Origin of the sequence: Burkholderia sp. SIMBA_062, from assembly GCF_046534765.1 — a bacterium.
Lineage (GTDB): Bacteria > Pseudomonadota > Gammaproteobacteria > Burkholderiales > Burkholderiaceae > Burkholderia > Burkholderia ambifaria.
Genome location: NZ_JAWRYD010000173.1, coordinates 1 through 315, shown reverse-complemented (window position 1 = coordinate 315; position 315 = coordinate 1). Strand labels below are relative to the sequence as shown.

General features: G+C 61.9%; 1 protein-coding gene. It reads left to right on the top strand.

Annotation, left to right across the window (positions count from 1 at the left end):
• Nucleotides 1-315: radical SAM protein (locus SB786_RS35905; protein WP_410731532.1), on the top strand; the 315-nt coding region annotated here is incomplete at both ends.

The following is a 315-nucleotide window of genomic DNA, read 5'->3' as shown; positions in this document are numbered from 1 at the left end:
CTGAAGATCGACAACTACTTCATCGGCTATCTGAACTACCCGTACGTGTCGATCTACACGGGGCGCGGCTGCAAGTCGCGCTGCACGTTCTGCCTGTGGCCGCAGACGGTCAGCGGCCATCGCTATCGCACGCGCTCGGTCGAGAACGTGATCGCCGAAGCGAAGTGGATTCGCGACAACATGCCCGAAGTGAAAGAGCTGATGTTCGACGACGACACCTTCACCGACGACCTGCCGCGCGCCGAAGCCATCGCCATCGGCCTCGGCAAGCTCGGCATGACGTGGTCGTGCAACGCGAAGGCCAACGTGCCGTAC